Here is a 15984-nt window from a genome sequence, read left to right on the forward strand (position 1 = left end):
GCCGTATGCCGGAGGGTGGGGCGACACCGAAGGTGTCGGAGACGACGGCCCTGGCGCCGCCCCCGCGTGCGGGGCGCCGCACCAGCCTCCTCGTCACCCTCGTCCTGGGCGGTCTGACCGCCACTCCCCCGCTGTCGATGGACATGTACCTCCCGGCCCTGCCGGAGGTCACCCGCAATCTGCACGCCCCCGCCGCGACCGTGCAGCTGACGCTGACCGCCTGTCTGGCCGGCATGGCGCTGGGGCAGCTGGTGGTCGGCCCGATGAGCGACCGGTGGGGGCGCCGCCGCCCGCTGCTCGCCGGGCTCGCGGTGTACGTCGTGGCGACGGTGCTGTGCGCCCTCGCGCCCACCGTGGAGCTGCTGATCGCGTTCCGGCTGGCGCAGGGGCTCGCGGGCGCGGCCGGGATCGTGATCGCGCGGGCCGTCGTCCGGGACCTGTACGACGGTGTGGCGATGGCCCGGTTCTTCTCCACCCTGATGCTGATCTCCGGGGTGGCCCCGGTGGTGGCGCCGCTGATCGGCGCGCAGATCCTGCGGGTGACGGACTGGCGGGGCGTGTTCGCGGTCCTCACGGTGGTGGGGCTGACGCTGGCCGCGCTGGTGTGGGCGAGGCTCCCGGAGACGCTGGAGCCCGCCGAGCGGCACGCGGGCGGGGTCGGCGAGGCGCTGCGCTCGATGCGCCGTCTGCTGGCCGACCCGCCCTTCACCGGCTACATGCTGACCGGCGGCTTCGCCTTCGCCGCGCTGTTCGCGTACATATCCGCCTCGCCGTTCGTGATCCAGGAGATCTACGGCGCGTCGCCGCAGACGTTCGGTCTGCTGTTCGGCGCGAACTCGGTCGGGCTGGTGCTGGTCGGGCAGGTCAACGGCAAGGTGCTGGTGGGCCGGGTCCGCCTGGACCGGGTGCTGGCCGTGGGTCTGGCGGTGGTGGCGCTGGCCGCGGCCGCGCTGCTGCTGATGGCGGGCGGCGCGTTCGGCGAGGTGGGGCTCGCCCCGGTGGCGGCGGCCCTGTTCGTGCTGATGTCCGCGATGGGGGTGACGCTGCCCAACGCCCAGACGCTCGCCCTGATGCGGGTCCGCCACTCCGCCGGGTCCGCCTCCGCGCTCCTCGGCACCTCCTCCTTCCTCATCGGCGCGGTCGCCTCCCCGCTCGTCGGGATCGCCGGTGAGCGCACGGCCGTCCCGATGGCCGTCGTCCAACTGGCGGCCGCACTGGTGGCGATGGCCTGCTTCGTGGGAATGTGCCGTCCCTGGAAGGTCACGGGGGCGGAGGGAGCCGAGCACTGAGCGCGCCGAGACTGCGTGTCGACACCCCGGAACGGGCGGGGCTCGACCCCGAGGAGATGCGCCTGCTCGTCCTCGACGTCATGGACCTGACCGTCGGCGACCGGCCGTGGGCGGCGGGCGCCGTGGTCGTCGCCGGACGCGGCCCGGTGATCGCCGTACAGGAGGCGGCGGGCTGGGCGGTGCGGTACGGGGCCTACGACCCGGAGCGCGACGCGGGGGTGGAACTGGCCCCGCAGGACCGCGTCCCGATGACCGTCGACACCCCCTTCGACCTGGCCTCCCTCACCAAGCTGTTCACGTCGGTCGCGGCGGTGCAGCAGATCGAGCGGGGCACCCTCGGCATCGACGCCCGCGTCGGCGCCTATCTGCCCGACTTCCGCGGTGCCGCCGCCCACGGCCTCACCGTCCGCCACCTCCTCACCCACACCTCCGGGCTCCGCCCCGAGCTGCCGCTGTACGCCTGCGCGGACGACGCCGAGCGGCTGGAGCTGCTGCGGGCGCAGACGCCGGTGGCGGAGCCGGGCACGTACGTGTACTCCGACCTGAACATGCTGCTGCTCCAGCACCTCCTGGAGCGCCTCACCGGACGCTCCCTCGACGTCCTCGTGCACGAGGGGATCACCCGGCCGCTGGGCATGACGTCCACCCGGTTCGGGCCCTGCCCGGGCGCGGCGGCCACCGAGGACCAGCGGCGGCCGTGGGCGAAGGCGGACCGGGGGATGCTGCGGGGCGAGGTGCACGACGAGAACGCGTGGGCGCTGGGCGGGGTGGCCGGTCACGCGGGCCTGTTCTCCACGGGACGTGACCTCGCCGTCTTCTGCCGCACCCTGCTCGCGGGCGGCTCGTACGGCCCCGCGCGCATCCTCGGCCCGGACTTCGTGGAGCTGCTGCTGACGCCGCCGGGACTGGGGTTCGCCGTGGACCAGCCGTGGTTCATGGGCGAGCTGGCCGGCGAGGGCGCGGCCGGCCACACCGGTTTCACCGGGACCTCCCTGGTCCTGGACCCGGCGACGGACACCTTCGTGGTGCTGCTGGCGAACACGGTGCATCCGGTGCGCAGGACCCCGGACAGTGCGCCGCGGGCACTGGCGGGGACGCGTCTCGCCATGGGCGTACGGTGAGTGGATTCAGCCCGTCCGGGGAGTCCGGGGGCGCAGCCTCCGGCGAGGGCGGCACCGACGCCGGGTGCCTCATAATCGCCAGGTGAACGTCTCCGTGTCCGCCGCCGAAACCCTCCGTACCGCTCTCGCGGAACTCCTCGACGGCCTGCCGCCCCGGCAGGCCGCTCAGGCCGTCGAGCGGCTCATCGCCAGCTACCGGGGCGCGACCCCGACCGACGCGCCCATCCTGCGCGACCGCGCGGACGTCGCCGCGTACGCCGCCTACCGGATGCCGGCGACGTTCGAGGCGGTGCGCTCGGCGCTGGAGGCGTTCGCGGACGCCGTACCGGAGTGGACGCCGGGCAGCCACACGGACGTGGGCGGCGGGACGGGCGCGGCGACCTGGGCGGTGAGCGCCACCTGGGAGGGGACGCGCCCGGTGACCGTGCTCGACTGGGCGGAGCCCGCGCTGGCCCTCGGCCGCGAGGTGGCCGCCGCGAACCCGGCGCTCGGCGACGCGCGCTGGCTGCGGGCCCGCATCGGCTCCGCCCTGAAGCTGGAGAGCTGCGACCTCGTCACCGTCTCCTACGTCCTGAACGAGCTGGCCGCCGCCGACCGCGCCGCCCTGGTGGACGCCGCCGCGTCCGCCGCGCAGGCCGTGGTGGTCGTCGAACCGGGCACCCCGGACGGCTACGCCCGGATCATCGAGGCCCGTGACCGGCTGATCGCCGCCGGATTCCGGGTCGCCGCGCCCTGCCCGCACAGCGCCGCCTGTCCGATCGTGCCCGGCGAGGACTGGTGCCACTTCTCGGCGCGGGTCAGCCGTTCCTCCCTGCACCGGCAGGTCAAGGGCGGCTCCCTGCCGTACGAGGACGAGAAGTTCTCGTACGTGGCCGCCGCCCGCTTCCCCGTCTCCCCCGCCGCCTCCCGGGTGGTCCGCCGGCCGCAGATCCGCAAGGGGCAGGTGCTCCTCGACCTGTGCGAGGCCGAGGAGCGGCTGGGCCGCACGACGGTGACCAAGAAGCACGGCGACCGGTACAAGGCGGCCCGGGACGCGGCCTGGGGCGACGCCTGGCCGCCGGCGTCGTAGGAGGCCTGGGGGATCAGGCCGGCTTGAGTCCCGAGACGGCCGCGCCGGCGCCCGAGCGCGCGAGTCTCGTCGTACGGAAGGGTGTCGCGCCCCGACGACGTGGCCCCGCTCTTCGCCGCCGTGCGCGAGCGGTTCGGGCGGCTGGATCTGCTGTTCAACAACGCGGGGACGTTCGGGCCGGGTGGCGTGCCGTTCGAGGAACTGCCCTACGACGCCTGGCGGCATGTGGTGGACACCCGTCTCAACGGGGCGTTCCTGTGCGCGCAGGCGGCGTTCCGGCAGATGAAGGAGCAGGATCCCCCGGGGCGGACGGATCATCAACAACGGCTCGGTCTCGGCCCACGCCCCGGCCGCTGTCGGCGCCCTACACGGCGACCAAGCACGCCCTCACCGGGCTGACGAAGTCCCTCTCCCTGGACGGCCGGGCGTACGGCATCGCCGTCGGGCAGGTCGACATCGGCAACGCGGCGACCGACATGACGGCGCGGATGCGGACGGGCGCGCTGCAGGCCAACGGCGAGATCGCGCCGGAACCGGTGATGGACGTGGCCGATGTCGCGCGCACGGTGCGGCACATGGCGGAGCTGCCGCTGGAGGCGAACGTGCAGTTCGCAACGGTGCTGGCGACGGCGATGCCGTACGTGGGGCGCGGCTGAGAGGGCCACGGGCCGTCAGTTCCTCGACCCGTACAAGTGGAATTTGACCATCCGGGCCATTGCGGCCGGTAGCGGACTTATGCTCAACTCTTCTGCACGAGAACTTCACACTTTGGGCACGGAAGTTCCGCGGGCCGCTCCGCGGGTTGAGCCATACCGAGGGGGGAGGGCAGCCGCTCCACGGCACCGGGTTGGGGGTGGACCTCGCATGGGACCGCGAGGTACGCACCGGGGCCGTGGAGCGGTTGCCTCGACGTTCAGCGCGGCGAGTCGGGTTCGGGGTGGGGGGTTTCGCGCGTCGCCCGGTCGGGGGTCTCGCGCGTCGCGGCATGGGGGGTCTCGCGCATCGCGGGCTGCGGGTCCGTCGTGGCTTGCCGCGCCGTTCCCCGCGCCCCCTCGGCCCGTCGTCTGCGCCGTGCCCCGTAGGCTCCCGCCGCCAGCAGCAGGATCGCGCCCCCGGCGCCGCCGAGCACACCCCAGCCTCCGCCGGAGCCCCCGTCCTTCGCCGCCTGCGCCCCGGCGTGCGGTGTCTTCCCGGAGGGTGACGCGCTCGCGCCGCCCTCGCTCAGGGGGTCGACCAGCCTGCCCACGGACCCCGCCGAACGACCCTTCCCGAAACCCCAGTCGAGGAGGGCGGCCGTCTCCTCGTAGACGGCGTTGTTGCCGCTCTCGGGGTGGAGGACGGTGACCAGGAGGGTGCGGCCGTCGCGGGTGGCGGCGCCGGTGAAGGTGTTGCCGGCGTGGCTGGTGTAGCCGTTCTTCACCCCGATCATGCCGTCGTACGGCGTGACTCCGTACGTCCCCGACAGCAGCCGGTCGGTGTTCTCGATCCGGAACGTCCGGCGCCCTCCGGCGGGGAAGTCGGCGGCCTTGGTGGAGCAGTAGGCGCGGAAGTCGGCGTTCCGCAGCCCGTGCCGGGCGAAGAGGGTGAGGTCGTAGGCGGAGGAGAGCTGGCCGGTGTGGTCGTAGCCGTCACAGCTGACGACATGGGTGTCGAGGGCCTGCAGATCGGCGGCCTTCGCCCGCATGTCGGCGACGGACTTGGCGACCCCGCCGTTCATCAGGGCGAGGATGTGCACGGCGTCGTTGCCGGAGCGCAGGAACACGCCCTGCCACAACTGCTCGACGGTGTAGGTGACCCCGGGCTCGAGTCCGACGAGGCTGGAGCCGGGAGGAAGGCCGGCCAGGTCCGCTTCGGTCACGGTGTACCGCTCGGTGCGCTCGAACTTCCCCAGCAGGGAGTCCGCGAACAGCATCTTCAGCGTGGAGGCGGGCGCGAGCCGCCGGTGCGCGCGGTAGGAGGCGAGCACCTCGCCGGTGTCGTGGTCGGCGAGCAGCCAGGCGCGGGCGGTGAGCTTCTTCGGCAGACCGGCGGTGAGGGTCGCCTGGACGCCGTCACGGGCGAGCCGGGCGCCGCCGATCACCGTGCCGGTCGCGGCGGCGGCAGGGGTGACCGCGGCGAGCGGGGCGAGTGCGCCGAAGGCGAGCAGGGACCGCCGTGAAGGGCGTGTGAATGCGTGCACGGCGGGACCGTACAAGGGGATCCTGTGGGCAGCCAACCCCCTCCACCTGGGAAAACCCCCTCCACAGCTTAGGAATGAGCTGTCTGATGGAATTCTGATCCGGCGGCCCGGATCCGGCCCGCATTCTCAGTCCTCACACATCCTTTACTCAGTCCGGCGCAAAGGTTCCTCCCTAGTTTTTGGGCCGCGCCCACAGCGGGCGCCAAGAACCTTCGAGGAACGGGATGTTTGGCATCTATCTCAAGCGCGAGCTGGGCCGGCGCAAGAAGGCTGCCCTGGTCATCGCACTGGGTCTGGCGCTCGGTATCGCGCTGGTCATCACCGTCAACTCGGTGTCGGCCGGCATGACGCAGGCGCAGGACAAAGTCCTGCAGTCGCTGTACGGCCTCGGCACCGACATGACGGTCACCAAGGCCCGCACGGCACCCTCCGACAACAGCTCCGGCCAGCCCAGATTCGAGTTCGACGCGAAGTCGGACGACGACGACACCGAGCAGAGCTCCGACCGGGTCATGACCCAGGGCGGTCAGGCCCTGAAGTCCTCGCTGGTGGCCAAGGTCGCCGAGCAGAAGGGCGTGTCGGCCGCGGTGGGCGCGCTCACCCTGAACGTCACCAAGGTCAACGGCTCCTTCACCCAGGGCAAGGCGCAGTCCTCCACCAGCGGGAGCAGCGGCGACCAGGGCGGTCCCGGCGGCGCCCAGGGCGGCGGCTCCACCGCGGCGCCGCAGGTCCAGGGCGGCGGCGCCTCCTTCGACGTCAACTCCTACTCCGTGGCCGGCGTGGACGTCACCGACCAGGACCTCGGCCCGCTGGCCGGCTCGAAGATCACCTCGGGCGTGACGTTCACCTCCGCGCAGACCAACGCGAAGGTCGCGGTCGTCAGCAAGTCGTATGCCAAGGAGAACAAGTACACGGTCGGCGAGACCCTGAAGATCTCCGGCACCAAGTACAAGATCATCGGCATCGCGACGCCCGACAGCAGCGAGTCCACCACCGACGTCTACCTGCCGCTGAAGCAGGCGCAGACGCTCGCCGACGCCAAGAACCAGGTCACCACGATCTACGTCAAGGCGACCGACTCCCAGCAGATCGACACCGTCAAGGCGACGATCCAGAAGAACATCTCCGGTACGACGGTCACCACCTCCGCCGACCTCGCCGAGACGGTCTCCGGCTCCCTGTCCACCGCCTCCAACCTGGCGACCAGTGTGGGCAAGTGGCTGTCCGTCGCCGTCCTCGCCGCCGCCTTCCTGGTGGCCGCGCTGCTCACCTCCTCGGCCGTGTCCCGCCGGGTGCGTGAGTTCGGCACCCTGAAGGCGCTCGGCTGGCCGAGCCGCCGGGTGACCCGGCAGGTGGTCGGCGAGTCCATCGTCAACGGTCTGATCGGCGGCGCCCTCGGCATCGCCCTGGGTCTCGCGGCCGCGTACGCGGTGACCGCGGTCAGCCCCAAGCTGACGGCCGAGCTCGGCAGCACCGGCGGCGGCGGAATGGGCGGCGGCCCCGGCGGGGGCCCGGGCCAGCAGTCGGCCTCCAACACGATGGAGATCGCCCTGTCGGCGCCCGTCTCCACGACCACCATCGCCCTCGCCGTGGGCCTGGCGGTGGCCGGCGGTCTGATCGCCGGCGCCATGGGCGGCTGGCGCGCCTCGCGGATGCGCCCGGCGGACGCGCTGCGCAGCGTGTCGTAACACCGGTTAGGCCGGAACGCCGCCTCCTCTCCCGGAGAAGACGGCGCCCCCGGACTGAGGCACCCCGAGAAGGCGGTGCCCCGGCGCCCCCGGGCTGAGCCCCCTGAGCAGGGGCGCCGCGTACCCCTTCCCCCCGGCACGCGGCGCCCCACCCCTCTTCTTCCCTCTCTACGCGGCTACGGAGCTACCCATGTACAGACTGACCGGCGTCACCAAGCGCTACTCGCGCGGCAAGGAGACCGTCGAGGCGCTGCGCGGCATCGACCTCACCATCGAGGACGGCGACCAGCTCGTCATCCAGGGACCGACGGGCGGCGGCAAGTCCACCCTGCTGCAGATGATCGGCGGTCTGGACCGCCCGACCGAGGGCAGCGTCGAACTGGACGGCGTCGACCTCGCCCGCATCAGCGAGGCCAAGCTGACCCGGCTGCGCGCCGAGAAGATCGGCATCATCTTCCAGTCGTTCAACCTCATCCCGACGCTGACCGCGCAGGAGAACGTGGAGACGGCCCTCGTCCCGCTCGGCGTGAAGCCGGCCGAGCGGCGCGAGCGGGCGGCGGAGGCACTGCGCTCGGTGGGCCTCGGCGAACGCCTCGGCCACGCCCCCTCCGAACTGTCCGGCGGCCAGCAGCAGCGTGTCGCGATCGCCCGCGCGCTGGTGAAGAAGCCGAAGGTGCTCCTCGCCGACGAGCCGACCGGCAACCTCGACGAGGGCACCCGCGACGACATCATGGGCCTGCTGGAAGGCCTGTGGCACGAGTACGGCCTGACGTTCATCATGGTCACCCACGACTCGTCGATCGCCCGCCGCGCCCCGCGTCTGGCCACCATCAAGGCGGGACAGATCACGCTGACCGAACAGGGCGACGCGCGGGCGTACGCCCGGCAGCAGCCGTACGCGGACCACGGGAGCCAGGGCTACTGAGCCTTCCGTACACGGGCGCGGGCCGCTCACCGACACGGTGAGCGGCCCGCGCCCGTCCGTCGTTCGCGGCGCGTCACGCCCGGCGCGTCAGGCCCGGCACGTCCGGTCTGCCTGCCTGCCCCATCACCCTTGGCGCGTCACGCCTGGCCGGTCTCGAACCGGGAGATGTGGCCGTCGTCGGTGACGCTGAACTGCCACCTGGTGCGCATCTCGCCCCATGTGTCGTTGCGGTAGCGGGCGACGAGGGAACGCCCCGCGTCCCGCTCCCTCTCGACGTCGATGTGGCCGTTCGAGGAGAAGATCTCCCGGTCGATCCACTCGGTGAGGTCACGGTCGGAGCCGTCGTCGGCCATGGTCGCGTCCGGCGTCAGCAGGCTGAGGAACGTCTCCCGGTCATGCGCGTTCACGGCGGTGACGAAGGCCCGGACGGCCGGGTCGCTGAGTCTTCCGGTCTGGATCGTCATACGGGCAGCGTCACACCGCCCCGGGGCCCCCGCCACCCGAACGGCGCGCCGGAGGAGCCGGGCGGGTGTGAAGGGTGCGACGGTGGAAACGCGAGGGGGGTTGCCGCTGCTGTCTGCTCAGGGAGTCACCGTGACCTCTTTCGACCGACGTGATCTGGGCCTGCTGCTGCTCCGGCTGGGCGCCGGCGGGGTGCTGGCCGCCCACGGCACGCAAAAGCTGTTCGGCTGGTTCGGCGGCCACGGGCTGGAGGGCACCGGCCAGTTCATGGAGACCGTCGGCTACACGCCCGGCAAGGCCAGCGCGACGGCGGCGGGCCTCGCCGAGGCGGGCGGCGGCGCGCTGCTGGCCCTGGGCCTTGCCACCCCGGCGGCGGGCGCGGCGGCGGCCGGCGCGATGACGGGCGCGTCGGCGGTCCACGCCCCCAACGGCTTCTTCAACCAGGAGGGCGGCTACGAGTACGCGGCGACCCTGGGCCTGGCCGCCACCGGCCTCGCCATCGCCGGCCCCGGCCGCCTCTCCCTGGACCACGCCCTCGGCCACGTCTTCGACCGGGGCTGGATGGTCCCCACGGCGCTCGCTGCGACGGGCCTGGTGACGGCCGTGGTGGTGGGCGCGCGCAGGAAGCGCCTGGTCCGTGCGGAGCAGGGGGAGCAGGCGGCGCTGTTCGATGAGCAGGAGGCGTTGTTCGGGGAGGGGTGACGGGTTGATCCGGGTCGGGCCGAGCCTCTTCCAGAGCGCTCGACCCTGCAGGGACGTCCTCCTCATTCGAGGGGCAGACCTCCAGGACGCCGCGCAGCCAGTCCCGCATCCCGACGCCCTTCTCGGTCGGGTCGAAGCACCCTCGCGTGGCGGCCAGCCACAGATTGCGCAGGGCATGGTCAGGGAGGGAGGACCCAAGCAGCGATCCCACGTCCGTGCCAAGCTGATGGTCCTCCTGCCCGGCTGCCTGATTCGCGACCAGAGCGAGGATGGTCGAGGTGTCGATCCGTAGACCGGTCCGAGAGCACACCTTCCCAGTCAGCCCGCTGAAGCCGAAATCCTCCTCGTAGTCCCAGTAGTGGGCCTCGGGTGGTCCGGTCGTCACAGAGCCTCCTCGGGGGTGCGGACGCCCCTTCGGTCGAGGGGGCGTCCGCGGTTCTCATCGTTGTCGATCAGCGTGGTGCTGTCCTAGAGCGGATGGGACGTGTAGACGACGAACTTGCTGGGCCTGCGGGACCTGCCGACGTACCTCAGGAGGATCTTCACCGTGTTGCCGGCCGCCTCGCCGACTGCGGGGCGGCTGCGGGGCCGCCTACTCTGAAGACACGTTCTGGCACGGCACCCAGCACCCGGTCTGCATAGGGATCTTGGTGTGGGCCCGGGCACGCAGGCGGTAGTCACGTCCTCATAGAGGTTCACCGGCCTCTCGGTCCTGACGAGGGACGCGGGGTCCAGGTCGAGGGCCTTGACCGCCTCGGCGACGCCGATGCCGGAACGTGCAGACGAGGCCGCTTCGCGCAGCGATCCATCGTCGTCCAGGAGCGCCTCCCTGGTCGGGACGAGTTGCGCGCAACGCACCCCCGGTTCACGGCCGTCCTCGGGGAACGGGCCGCGGACCGACACGATCAGGGACTTCAGCTCTGTTTGAGGGACTTCCAATGACTTTGCGTCGCCCGACGCGGCAAGCGCCCGAGCGCCCCGAACGCCCGGAAAGGGCCTCAGTCGCAGCTCAGAGGCCCTTCACCGGGCAAAGCCGCGGGGAGCGGCAGACGAGTCGGGCTGTACGCCGGGTTCTGTCGCCCGGTCGCCTCGCGGCGGCCGGGGAGACGGCCATCCATCTAGGACCGGCGTTGCCGCCGGCCTCGTGCGGTCTACCCGCGGACTCGGGCGGGCAGCCCTCGAACGTCCGCGCAGAGCGCTTTTCACGGCGCTCCTTTTGACCTTGCTCCGGGTGGGGTTTACCTAGCTGCCCAGGTCACCCTGGGCACTGGTGGTCTCTTACACCACCGTTTCACCCTTACCGAGGACCGAGGTCCCCGGCGGTCTGCTTTCTGTGGCACTGTCCCGCGGGTCACCCCGGGTGGCCGTTAGCCACCACCCTGCCCTGTGGAGCCCGGACGTTCCTCGGGAAGCCCCCTAGGGGGACTCCACGCGGCCGTCCGCCCGGCTCGTCTGCCGTGTCGACCATGGTACCGGGCGCCTGTCCCGTCGTGGACCAGCCGCCGTCGTCACCTGGCCTCTGTCCTGCCGTGGACCAGCCGCCGTCGCCAGCACCGAACCCGCGAGGATCAGGGCGAAGGCGGCCAGGACGCCGGTCGTCAGGGGCTCGTCCAGGAAGACCGCCCCGGCCGCCACCGCCACAGCCGGGTTGACGTAGGTGATGACCGTCGAGCGGGTCGGGCCGATCTCCTTGATGAGCTCCAGGAACGCCACGAACGCCACCGCCGTGCAGATCACGCCCAGGGCCGCGAGGGCCGCAAGGACCGAGGCCGAGGGCATCCGGTCGGGCCGGGTGGCGGCCGCCGCCGGCGCGTAGACCAGCGCCGCCAGGGTCAGGCAGGGCGCGATGAGCTGGAGGGTGGGGACGTCCTTCAGGCGGCGGGCGGCTATCAGAGGGGCCGTGGCGTAGCCCACCACCGTCAGCAGCACCTCCGCCAGGGACTTCGCGTCGCCTCCCGTCAGGTGCGGGGCGGTGAGGACCCCGACGCCCGCAAGGCCCAGCGCGAGGCCCACGATCCTCCGTACGCCCAGCACCTCGCCCTCTCCGACGGCCCGGGCGGCGAGGACGCCCACGATCGGCACGCCCGCGATCAGCAGGCCCGCCGTGGAGCTCGACAGGTGGCGTTCCGCGTCCGTCAGGGTGAACCACGGCCCCATGATCTCGATGCACGCGAAGGCCAGCATCGGCGCCCAGTGGGCCCGGACGGTCCGCACCAGACCGCCCTGCCGTACGGCGAAGGGCAGCAGGAGCAGCGCGCCCAGCGCACAGCGCGTGAACACCACCGTCGCCGGGGAGAGGTCCTCCACCGCCACCTTGATCAGCAGGTAGGGAATGCCCCAGACCACTCCCATCAGGGAGAACAGGAACCAGCCGCGCGCAGTCATGGGGCCACTGTCGGCCGCCTCACCGCCGGGTGTCTTGAACGCTGTTGCGGTACGCCGCCGGGGTCACGCCCAGGACGCGGCGGAACCAGCGCGTGAGGTGCGCCTGGTCCGCGAAGCCGACCAGCGGGGCCACCTCGGCCGGGCGCAGTCCGGCGTCCAGGAGGGCCCGGGCGCGGTGCACCCGGTGCTGTGCCAGCCAGGCGTACGGCGGTACGCCCATCGTCGTGCGGAAGGCCCGCAGGAGCTGGTAGCGGGACAGGTCCAGGTCGGCCGCCAGGTCGGCCAGGGACGGGGGTGCGAGCAGTTCGTCGGCGAGGCGGTCGCGGACCGCCAGCGCTATGCGGTGGGCGCCGGGGACGGTGTCGGCGGCCGGACGGGCCGTCGAGTGGCGGCGGGCCAGGGCCGTGAGCAGCCAGGGCAGGCGGGACTCGGTCTCCAGGGGGTCGGGGCAGGCGCTGAGGTCGGTGTGGGCGGCGCGGAAGGCGGCGGCGAGTTCCGGGTCGTCGATCAGCGGTTCACGGAAGTGGGGTGCGCCGCCGAGGGTGCCCTCGGTGAGGAGGGCGGGGCCGGCGTACAGGGCGCGGTAGGCGTAGCCGTCGGTCGCGTTGCCGGGGCCGCCGGTGTGCATCTCGCCGGGGGCGAGGACGACGATCGAGCCGGGGCCGGTACGGATGTGACCGCCCCGGTAGTCGATGATCTCGGAGCCGCCCACGCAGACGCCGACCGTGAACTCGTCGTGGGCGTGCGGGGCGTAGACGTGCTTGTCGAAGCGGGCGGTCAGGAGGTCGAGAGGCGGGCCGCAACGGCCGAGTCTGGCCCTCGTCCACCGTGCCTGTTCCATGCCGCACCCCTTCCCCTCGTCAGGGTGCAACACGGGATGGGTCAGAGAAAGTCCGAGGTGTCCAGGTCGAAGGCGAAGGGCTCGGGGAGGGCGAGCGACTTGCCGAGGGCGACGGTACAGCGGATGTGGTAGTCGTCCTGCCCCGGCTCGCTGAGGAGCGTGATCTCGGAGGTCTCACGGTCGACGAGCAGGTGGAGCGGAATGCCGGCTCGGGCGTGACAGCGGCGTTTGACTTCGCGGTCGGCTCTGGGCCTGGGGGAGGTGACCGCCGGCACCATGGCCACGCCGTCGCACGGTGCCCGCTTGACCCTGCCGCGACGTCAACCTCTCTACTGGTCGCATGCGGATCGGAGAACTCGCCGAGGCCGTCGGCGTCACCACGCGGACCGTCCGGCACTACCACCACCTGGGGCTGCTGCCCGAGCCCGAGCGGCGTGCGAACGGCTACCGGGACTACACCCTGCGCCATGCCGTCACGCTCGCCCGGATCCGGCGGCTGACCGAGCTGGGCCTCGGGCTGGCGGAGGCCAGGGACGTCCTCGCCGACGACGCGGGCAAGGACCTCGTCGAGGTGCTCACCGAGCTCGACGAGGACCTGGCCCGGCAGGAGACCGCGATCCGGGAGCGGCGGGCCCGGCTGCGGGCGTTGCTGGAGGCCGAGGAACTGCCCGCCGAGGGTCCGGTCTCCCCCGAGCTGGCCGCGCTGTTCGCGCGCGCGGCGGCCGGGCTGTCCGACTCCCCCATGGCCGCCCGGGACCGCGAGGTGCTCGCCCTCATCGAGACGGCCGCGGCGCCGGAGGTTCGGGAGCGCCTGCTGGCGGCGGTCGGCGAGGTCGTGGGGTCGCCGGAGGCGATGGCCCGTGCCGACGAGGCGTACGCGCTGCTGGACGCGCTCGCCGATGCCCGCCCCGACGACCCCCGGGTGGAGAGGGCCGCCCGCCGGCTCGCCGAGTGCACGCCGCGCGAGCTGCTCCCGCAGGCCGTCGCCGTCGACCAGGACAACAGCTTCCTGCGCGCCCTGTACGCCGACTTCGCCCCCGCGCAGGCGGAGGCGGTCCGCCGGGCGCTGCGGATCCTCACGGCGGGGACGTGAGGACGGTCCGTGCCCTCGTCGGGCATGAGGCGCGGCTCCTGGTGAGCCTGCCGCTGTGGGCGGCCCGGCGGCGCCACGGGGTGGGTGACGGGCGGGCGTTCGGGTACGCGCGGGGGCAGGGCGCGGTCATGGCCGGGTTCGTGTTCGTGTGCCTGGTCGAGACGCTCACGATGTCCGTGCTGCTGCGCGACTGGCCCGCCGTGCACCGGGGTGTGCTCGTCCTCGACCTGTACACGGTCGTCCTGGTGTCCGGCCTGTACGCCTCCTGGACGGTCCGTCCGCATGTCCTGTACGACGACGTGCTGCGCGTCCGTCACGCGGCCCACGTGGATCTGCGCGTCCCGCTGGACGGGATCGCGGCGGTACGGCAGGAGCGGCGCACCACGCACGTGCGTGCCGGCGGCGAGCTGGACCTTCCGGTCGGCTCGCGGACCTCGGTCACGCTCGAACTGAGGGCGCCGGTCCCCCACCTCACCTTCCTGGGGCGCCGCCGGGAGGTCCGGGTCGTGCGCCTGCACGCCGACGACGCCGCCGGCCTCGTACGGGCCCTCACGCGGGACCGGGGCGCGCCGCCGGCGCCGTGAGCGCGGGGCACGCGCAGTTCGCGGACAGGTCGCGGGCAGTTCGTGGGCAGGGTGCGCGCGGGCTGGAGCGTCGCGGGGGCCGCAGCGGTACGCCGTACGCTGTCGCAGAGCTCTACAGAAGGAGATCCCGTGCTTGTCCTGCTGCCGCCCTCCGAGGGGAAGGCCTCGTCCGGTCGTGGCGCGCCGTTGAAGCTGGAGGCGCTGGCGCTGCCGGGTCTGACCGCCGCCCGGGAGGCCGTGCTCGGCGAGCTGGTCGAGCTGTGCGCGGGCGACGAGGACAAGGCACGCGAGGTGCTCGGGCTGAGCGAGGGCCTGCGCGGCGAGGTGGCCAAGAACGCGGAGCTGCGGACGGCGGGCGCGCGTCCGGCCGGGGAGATCTACACGGGTGTCCTGTACGACGCCCTCGACCTGGCCTCCCTGGACGCGGCCGCGAAGAGGCGCGCGGCGCGGTCGCTGCTGGTGTTCTCGGGGCTGTGGGGCGCCGTCCGGGTCACGGACCGGATCCCCTCGTACCGCTGCTCGATGGGGGTGAGGCTGCCCGGGCTCGGGGCGCTGGGGGCGTACTGGCGGACGCCGATGGCGGCCGTGCTGCCCGAGGCGGCCGGGGACGGGCTCGTGCTCGACCTGCGGTCGGCGGCGTACGCGGCGGCGTGGAAGCCGAAGGGCGAGGTGGCCGGGCGGACGGCGACCGTGCGGGTGCTGCACGCACCGACCCGGAAGGTCGTCAGCCACTTCAACAAGGCGACGAAGGGGCGGATCGTACGGAACCTGCTGGCGGCGGGGATCGCGCCGCAGGGCCCGGCGGAGCTGGTGGAGGCGCTGCGCGGGCTCGGGTACGTGGTGGAAGTGCGGGAGCCGGCGCGGGCGGGGACGCCGTGGACGCTGGATGTGCTGGTGGACGAGGTGCACTGACCGCCGGACACCACCGGCCGTTGCAGCATGCGCAATGACCTTTGCGCGGTGCGCACGGCACGGGGACGATGAGGCGCATGACCTCACCGCCGCCCTTCCTCCCGGCTGCCTCGGTAATGGATCTGGCCCCCGTCGTGCCCGTGCTGGTCGTCGAGGACGCCGCCGACGCCGTACCGGTGGCGCGGGCCCTGGTGGCGGGCGGGCTGCCGGGGATCGAGGTGACGCTGCGTACGCCGGCGGCGCTCGACGCGATCCGGGAGATCTCCCGGGCGGTGCCGGAGGCGGTGGTCGGGGCCGGGACGGTGATCGCGCCGGACCAGGTGGCGGCGTGCGCGGCGGCGGGGGCGCGGTTCCTGGTGAGCCCCGGCTGGACGGACGTCCTGCTGACGGCGATGCGGGCGTCCGGGATGCCGTTCCTGCCCGGGGTGTCGACCACTTCGGAGGTGGTGGCGCTGCTCGAACGGGGGGTGCGGGAGATGAAGTTCTTCCCCGCGCAGGCGGCGGGGGGTACGGCGTATCTGCGGTCGCTCGCCGGACCGCTCCCGCAGGCCCGTTTCTGCCCGACCGGCGGGATCGGCCCGGACAGCGCTGCGGAGTTTCTGGCCCTGCCCAACGTCGGTTGCGTGGGCGGCAGTTGGATGGTCCCGGCGGAGGCGGTGGCGGCGCGGGACTGGGGCCGGATCGAGGGCCTGGCGCGCGCCGCCTCGTACCTCACGGCCTCATGACCTCAAGGC

13 protein-coding genes, 1 other RNA gene and 3 pseudogenes are annotated in these 15984 nt (G+C 73.0%); 11 read left to right on the top strand and 6 right to left on the bottom strand.

The window, feature by feature from the left end:
• The first annotated feature begins 5 nt into the window (after window positions 1-5).
• The 4 genes and pseudogenes from ACFY30_RS13490 (at window position 6) to ACFY30_RS13505 (ending at window position 4135) form a co-directional block, all read left to right on the top strand.
• Window positions 6-1289 (top strand): multidrug effflux MFS transporter, encoded by a 1284-nt coding sequence (locus ACFY30_RS13490; RefSeq protein WP_390845353.1) that lies wholly within the window; start codon window positions 6-8, stop codon window positions 1287-1289.
• Window positions 1244-2410, top strand: coding sequence for a serine hydrolase domain-containing protein (locus ACFY30_RS13495; RefSeq protein WP_390845354.1), 1167 nt, complete (start codon window positions 1244-1246; stop codon window positions 2408-2410). The genes ACFY30_RS13490 and ACFY30_RS13495 overlap by 46 nt, the downstream gene beginning before the upstream one ends.
• An 82-nt stretch (window positions 2411-2492) precedes the next feature.
• The gene (locus ACFY30_RS13500; protein WP_390845355.1) at window positions 2493-3479 is read left to right on the top strand and encodes a small ribosomal subunit Rsm22 family protein; all 987 of its coding nucleotides are present in this window, start codon (window positions 2493-2495) and stop codon (window positions 3477-3479) included.
• Window positions 3449-4135, top strand: a pseudogene (locus ACFY30_RS13505) (SDR family oxidoreductase). Before ACFY30_RS13500 ends, ACFY30_RS13505 begins: the two are co-directional and overlap by 31 nt.
• A 257-nt stretch (window positions 4136-4392) precedes the next feature.
• Here ACFY30_RS13505 and ACFY30_RS13510 read toward each other — a convergent pair.
• Window positions 4393-5658, bottom strand: coding sequence for a D-alanyl-D-alanine carboxypeptidase family protein (locus ACFY30_RS13510; RefSeq protein ID WP_390845356.1), 1266 nt, complete (start codon window positions 5656-5658; stop codon window positions 4393-4395).
• Window positions 5659-5882: 224 nt separating this feature from the next.
• Between ACFY30_RS13510 and ACFY30_RS13515 the strand changes: the two genes are divergently transcribed.
• Both ACFY30_RS13515 and ACFY30_RS13520 read left to right on the top strand, forming a co-directional pair.
• Window positions 5883-7346: an ABC transporter permease gene (locus tag ACFY30_RS13515; protein ID WP_390845357.1), complete on the top strand. Its 1464-nt coding sequence runs from the start codon at window positions 5883-5885 to the stop codon at window positions 7344-7346.
• A gap of 190 nt (window positions 7347-7536) precedes the next feature.
• The gene (locus ACFY30_RS13520; RefSeq protein ID WP_390845358.1) at window positions 7537-8271 is read left to right on the top strand and encodes an ABC transporter ATP-binding protein; all 735 of its coding nucleotides are present in this window, start codon (window positions 7537-7539) and stop codon (window positions 8269-8271) included.
• A gap of 137 nt (window positions 8272-8408) precedes the next feature.
• Here ACFY30_RS13520 and ACFY30_RS13525 read toward each other — a convergent pair whose 3' ends face one another.
• Window positions 8409-8735, bottom strand: a complete 327-nt coding sequence (locus tag ACFY30_RS13525) for a nuclear transport factor 2 family protein (protein ID WP_390655658.1) — start codon at window positions 8733-8735, stop codon at window positions 8409-8411.
• Window positions 8736-8865: 130 nt separating this feature from the next.
• Between ACFY30_RS13525 and ACFY30_RS13530 the strand changes: the two genes are divergently transcribed.
• Window positions 8866-9435: a DoxX family protein gene (locus ACFY30_RS13530; protein ID WP_390845359.1), complete on the top strand. Its 570-nt coding sequence runs from the start codon at window positions 8866-8868 to the stop codon at window positions 9433-9435.
• A 1046-nt stretch (window positions 9436-10481) separates the two neighbouring features.
• Here the strand turns inward: ACFY30_RS13530 and rnpB are convergent.
• From rnpB to ACFY30_RS13550, 4 genes and pseudogenes are all read right to left on the bottom strand, one after another.
• Window positions 10482-10886: RNase P RNA component class A (gene rnpB, locus ACFY30_RS13535), an RNA gene on the bottom strand.
• A gap of 154 nt (window positions 10887-11040) precedes the next feature.
• Window positions 11041-11820: pseudogene (locus tag ACFY30_RS13540) on the bottom strand (DMT family transporter); the annotation flags it as partial.
• 19 nt (window positions 11821-11839) lie between these two features.
• Window positions 11840-12661: an AraC family transcriptional regulator gene (locus ACFY30_RS13545; RefSeq protein ID WP_390845360.1), complete on the bottom strand. Its 822-nt coding sequence runs from the start codon at window positions 12659-12661 to the stop codon at window positions 11840-11842.
• Between the two features lie 41 nt (window positions 12662-12702).
• Window positions 12703-12957 (bottom strand): annotated as a pseudogene (locus ACFY30_RS13550) (Uma2 family endonuclease); the annotation flags it as partial.
• Window positions 12958-13001: 44 nt separating this feature from the next.
• Between ACFY30_RS13550 and ACFY30_RS13555 the strand changes: the two are divergent.
• The 4 genes from ACFY30_RS13555 (at window position 13002) to eda (ending at window position 15975) form a co-directional block, all read left to right on the top strand.
• The gene (locus tag ACFY30_RS13555) at window positions 13002-13754 is read left to right on the top strand and encodes a MerR family transcriptional regulator (RefSeq protein WP_390845361.1); all 753 of its coding nucleotides are present in this window, start codon (window positions 13002-13004) and stop codon (window positions 13752-13754) included.
• Window positions 13751-14338, top strand: a complete 588-nt coding sequence (locus ACFY30_RS13560) for a hypothetical protein (RefSeq protein WP_390845362.1) — start codon at window positions 13751-13753, stop codon at window positions 14336-14338. Before ACFY30_RS13555 ends, ACFY30_RS13560 begins: the two co-directional genes overlap by 4 nt.
• 129 nt (window positions 14339-14467) lie before the next feature.
• Complete coding sequence (gene yaaA, locus ACFY30_RS13565; protein WP_390845363.1) at window positions 14468-15250, top strand: peroxide stress protein YaaA; 783 nt, start codon at window positions 14468-14470, stop codon at window positions 15248-15250.
• Window positions 15251-15327: 77 nt separating this feature from the next.
• Window positions 15328-15975, top strand: a complete 648-nt coding sequence (gene eda / locus ACFY30_RS13570; RefSeq protein WP_390845364.1) for a bifunctional 4-hydroxy-2-oxoglutarate aldolase/2-dehydro-3-deoxy-phosphogluconate aldolase — start codon at window positions 15328-15330, stop codon at window positions 15973-15975.
• Window positions 15976-15984: the final 9 nt, after the last annotated feature.

Source organism: Streptomyces sp. NPDC000345 (assembly GCF_042898825.1).
Classification (GTDB): Bacteria; Actinomycetota; Actinomycetes; order Streptomycetales; family Streptomycetaceae; genus Streptomyces.

What these genes read in the sequence shown, in the direction of transcription:
- ACFY30_RS13490 (WP_390845353.1), top strand. Translation starts at nt 6, where the DNA reads ATGCCGGAGGGTGGGGCGACACCGAAGGTGTCGGAGACGACGGCCCTG.
- ACFY30_RS13555 (WP_390845361.1), top strand. Translation starts at nt 13,002, where the DNA reads ATGCGGATCGGAGAACTCGCCGAGGCCGTCGGCGTCACCACGCGGACC.
- ACFY30_RS13545 (WP_390845360.1), bottom strand. Translation starts at nt 12,661, where the DNA reads ATGGAACAGGCACGGTGGACGAGGGCCAGACTCGGCCGTTGCGGCCCG.
- ACFY30_RS13515 (WP_390845357.1), top strand. Translation starts at nt 5,883, where the DNA reads ATGTTTGGCATCTATCTCAAGCGCGAGCTGGGCCGGCGCAAGAAGGCT.
- eda (WP_390845364.1), top strand. Translation starts at nt 15,328, where the DNA reads ATGACCTCACCGCCGCCCTTCCTCCCGGCTGCCTCGGTAATGGATCTG.
- ACFY30_RS13520 (WP_390845358.1), top strand. Translation starts at nt 7,537, where the DNA reads ATGTACAGACTGACCGGCGTCACCAAGCGCTACTCGCGCGGCAAGGAG.
- ACFY30_RS13525 (WP_390655658.1), bottom strand. Translation starts at nt 8,735, where the DNA reads ATGACGATCCAGACCGGAAGACTCAGCGACCCGGCCGTCCGGGCCTTC.